At 43.5% G+C, this 4,297-nt stretch carries 4 protein-coding genes; 1 reads left to right on the top strand and 3 read right to left on the bottom strand.

Annotation, left to right across the window (positions count from 1 at the left end; all coding sequences use genetic code 11):
- Positions 1 to 170: 170 nt before the first annotated feature.
- The 3 genes from TW81_RS16715 to TW81_RS16705 all read right to left on the bottom strand — a co-directional run bounded on the left by TW81_RS16715 (position 171) and on the right by TW81_RS16705 (position 3,092).
- A complete protein-coding gene (locus TW81_RS16715) occupies positions 171 to 689 on the bottom strand; it encodes an NUDIX hydrolase (RefSeq protein WP_045956883.1) in 519 nt (172 codons plus the stop codon).
- Positions 690 to 782: 93 nt separating this feature from the next.
- Positions 783 to 2,420, bottom strand: a complete 1,638-nt coding sequence (locus tag TW81_RS16710) for a methyl-accepting chemotaxis protein (RefSeq protein ID WP_045956884.1) — start codon at positions 2,418 to 2,420, stop codon at positions 783 to 785.
- Positions 2,421 to 2,615: 195 nt separating this feature from the next.
- The gene (locus tag TW81_RS16705; RefSeq protein WP_045956882.1) at positions 2,616 to 3,092 is read right to left on the bottom strand and encodes a GNAT family N-acetyltransferase; all 477 of its coding nucleotides are present in this window, start codon (positions 3,090 to 3,092) and stop codon (positions 2,616 to 2,618) included.
- A gap of 160 nt (positions 3,093 to 3,252) precedes the next feature.
- Here TW81_RS16705 and TW81_RS16700 point away from each other — a divergent pair, with 160 nt between their 5' ends.
- Entirely contained in the window at positions 3,253 to 4,257 is a 1,005-nt protein-coding gene (locus tag TW81_RS16700; RefSeq protein ID WP_045956881.1) for a 2-hydroxyacid dehydrogenase, read from the top strand.
- Positions 4,258 to 4,297: the final 40 nt, after the last annotated feature.

The following is a 4,297-nucleotide window of genomic DNA, read 5'->3' as shown; positions in this document are numbered from 1 at the left end:
CATCGGCATGACAACCTTCGGTGAATCTGCACCAGCAGGCGAACTGTTCAAGATGTTTGGTTTCACAACTGAAAATGTTGTCAACACAGCGAAAGAGCTTCTAGCTTAATCTCTGCATTTCGATACTAAAATGCCCCGCTAGTTTAGCGGGGCATTTTTATTGAATTCGCTTAAAGCATCTCTTTGGCGATCAGGTGGAGCAAAAACGTTTCTCGCTCAATGCTCATGCCCTTTTTCGGGCTCTCTGCGATAGTTTTTTCATTATGAGCGATGGCATCACGAATGTTCATCCAGACGGCCTTCATTCCATTTTTTATTTCATAATCTTCGTAATTGGTTGCACCGAGTTCACGGTCTACTTTACAGGTATAGCAGTATGAAATCATATGAACCACATCAGCATCGGACTTATACCAAGGACGGAACTCTTCATAGATGCCAAAAGGTTTGATTGCGTGGATATTCTTCGCACCAGTTTCTTCTTCTAATTCGCGTACCAATCCCGCGATAATATCTTCGCCCTCATCAATACCACCACCAGGAATGGTGTAGTCATGGTAGCGTTCTGTATACAAAAGCAAAATATTTTCACCGTCGACAACAATTGCCCGTGCGGCATTACGCTTAAAGATCAATTTATCGTCTAAATGGTCAAGATCAGGATGGACTGTGGTTTTTAGATGTCTCATAGCGGCGCTAGTACTAGAAAATGTGCTGCGATTCTAACACTAGCGCCCTATTAGATGCCAATAAGGCTAAGCGTAAACCCGCTTGGCCCCCAACTACGCGAGCTTAAAGCGGTTAATCATGCTCATTAGATTGTCAGAAACATGCCTTAGCTCTTTACCCGAGCTTGCCATTTGAGCAGATTCACTTGATACAGAGCTCGCCATATCACTTAAGCTAACCACATTTCGATTGATGTCATTAACCGTAACAGTTTGCTGCTCAGCGGCCGTCGCAATATGCTGCGCCATCTCTTCAATGGTATGAACTTCTTTATTGATTCGATCGAGAGTCTCACCCGCTTGAGTAGAAAGCACAGAAGCTTGATTGGCTTTATCCGCACCTTGGTTCATCACCACAACGACATTTTCTGCGCCCGCTTGGAGCTTCTCGATAATATTTTGAATCTCTAATGTCGACTCTTGCGTACGTTGAGACAAGGTTCTGACTTCATCGGCAACCACCGCAAACCCTCGCCCTTGCTCACCCGCTCGGGCCGCCTCAATAGCGGCATTCAACGCCAATAGATTGGTTTGTTCGGCCACCCCTCGAATGACTTCAAGAACGGTATCTACATTTCTGGCATCTGATGCCAACTTTTGTACAACTTGGCTCGCCGAATCTATTTGCGCGGCTAAATCATTTGCTTCGGTAACATTACGTTGAATAATTGAGTGACTGTTCTGTGTTTCCGTTGCCGCTTGTCTGCTGGCGTCATTTGCCTCGGATGTTCTACCCGCGACCTCTTCTACTGTAGCAAGCATTTCAGTCATGGCAGTGGCTAACATATCAACATCATTTTGCTGCTGATTCAAACTATCGTCGATGTGGTGAACCGAATTAGACAGCTGAGTAGCGGACGCTGAAACTTGAGACCCTGCATCACTGATATTGAGCATAATGGACTGAATTGAAGCAACAAACCGATTGAAATAGCGTGCCAAATGAATCAGTTCTTTGCTGCCCTCTTCAGGAAGTCTTTGAGTCAGGTCACCTTCTCCTTGAGACAGGGTTTCCATCGCTCGTAATGTTCGTTTTAAAGGTGAAGTAATGGTTTTTATAAAATAGCCAATAACGAGTGATAATATGCCTAAGATTCCCACCGCATAGCCCATCGACGCGACCTCAGAACGGTATGTCGCAGCCTGCAGGGCTTTCATGTTCATGCCAGAGCCAATCATCCATCCCCAAGGTTCAAACATTTTTGCGTAGCTTGTCTTTGGGTCAAGAGTCCCTTTATCTGGGTTATTCCACAAGTAATCAACAAACCCGCCACCATTTTGGGCAGTTTGGTAAAGATCCTTGACGAAATAGGCACCACCACTGTCTTGCAAATTCATGATGTTTTTGCCCAGCAATGAACGCACACCGGTAGCAATTTGTACGCCGCTTCGGTCACCAATAAAAATATAATTGTCACCATCAAAGCGCATGGCAGAGATAGTTTCCAGTGCACGGGCTTGTGCCACTTCAGCAGACAGAGTTCCACTTTGACTTTGCTTGAAGTAGTAGTCGACAACACTGAATGCACTCTCAACAAGGGATTCAACGCCTTGTTCGTAGTTTTCTCGCATGTGCTGGCGTGACTTGTCGATATTTAATAAAGTATTAGCCACCAGACCAATCGCAAATAAACCAAGAATAGACCACGCCCTAACAGCAATAGAGACGTTTTTGAAATTAGTAACCAACATATCCATGAACTCCAACTAACGAAAATTCTATACGCCCTCCCAGAAAACTATACTTATTATATATTTATCAACTGGTCGGATTAATTTTATAAATATAACGTTAGCATTAATATTCACGATTAGTGTAACTATTATATGAATTCAGAACCTCGATAGAAGTACTGATATAGGCGTCAATTTAAGCCTTTGAAAAAGTCACTCGGTATCGATCTTCATTAGCATAATATGCTGCGGTCCAGCAGCACCACCATTGAAAAGTTCTCCTAGATCTGCGAAGCCATTGTTCAAGTAGCACTGATAAGCAACAGGATTTTTGCAGTTAACCGTTAAATAGACCATGTCATTCTGCTGATATTGATGGTTCAAATAAGATTTGAGTTGAGCAATTACTGCTTTTCCGTAGCCAAGTCCCTGATATTTGATATCAATTAAAAATGCTCTGAAACCCAAGCATTCTGAAGGAGCAAAGTCATATCGATCGCTATAGATGGTATCAATGAGAAAGATGCCCACCACTTGCTCATCAGCTAAAACAAGATGCGGATGAACTTTGTCATCGGCGTTAACCAAGACTTCTTCAATAGTACCCACATACGCAAGCTGCTCGTCAGCAATACTGAGAGTCATGACCTGCTCAAGATACTTCGGCAACATTGGGGTAAGTTTAATCATTTTTTGCTCGACATTTTCCCATTAGTTAACCTATGTATATCAATTATTTATACAACAGCGCAAGCTACCTATGTCCTGATAATATTCATGGTTTATTTTCTGTCGAATTAGGTATTCAATAGGCGCAGTTGCTCTCCCATTTACCTTAGAGAGGTTATTTATGATCGATGTCGCTGTGTTTAGTTCAAAATCTTACGACGAAGTCTCTTTCTCCAAAATTAATCATCAATATGGTTTCAACCTCCATTTTCATGAGTTTCAGCTGACAACAAAAACGGCCAAAATGGCTCATGGTTGCCAAGTCGTATGTGCCTTTGTTAACGATGACCTGTCAAAGAAAGTGCTTGAAGCCTTAGCTCAGCAAGGCGTGAAAATGGTTGCGATGCGCTGCGCGGGATTTGATCGCGTTGACATCCCCGCCGCTAAGCAACTGGGCATTCAGGTAGTAAGAGTTCCGGCATACTCTCCGGAGTCTGTCGCAGAGCATACTGTGGGATTAATGATGAGTTTGAACAGACGATTCCACAAAGCTTACCAAAGAACACGAGACGCCAACTTTAATTTAGAAGGACTGGTGGGTTTCAACTTTCACGGTAAAACCGCCGGGGTCATAGGTACGGGTAAGATAGGTATCGCCACGATGCGTATCCTAAAAGGCTTAGGAATGGATATTCTGTGCCATGATCCCTACCAAAATCCACTCGCCATTGAACTTGGAGCAAAATACGTTTCCAAACAAGAGCTATTTAAGCACAGCGATATCATTACACTGCACTGCCCTATGTCTGATGAGAACTACCATCTGTTAAATGAATCTGCATTTGAGCAGATGAAAGATGGAGTAATGATCATCAACACAAGTCGGGGTGGATTACTTGATTCCGCAGCGGCCGTTGAGGCACTTAAGCGTGGTCGAATTGGGGCGCTAGGTCTTGATGTTTACGAACATGAGAAAGAGCTGTTCTTCCAAGATAAATCGAATGATGTCATTGTGGATGATGTATTCCGTCGTTTATCCGCCTGTCACAACGTTTTATTCACAGGGCACCAAGCATTTTTGACCAATGAAGCATTAGGCAATATTGCAGAGACAACGTTAGCCAATATCGATGCATTTTCCCAAGGTCGAACCTCTGGCAACGAGTGCTGGAGTGATAACGATTAACAACAAAGAGCCCCATCTCTGGGTAATGCCGATCAGTTAA

The sequence above is a fragment of the Vibrio galatheae genome, assembly GCF_000967545.1.
GTDB lineage: Bacteria > Pseudomonadota > Gammaproteobacteria > Enterobacterales > Vibrionaceae > Vibrio > Vibrio galatheae.
This window is presented reverse-complemented; position numbering and strand designations above follow the sequence as displayed.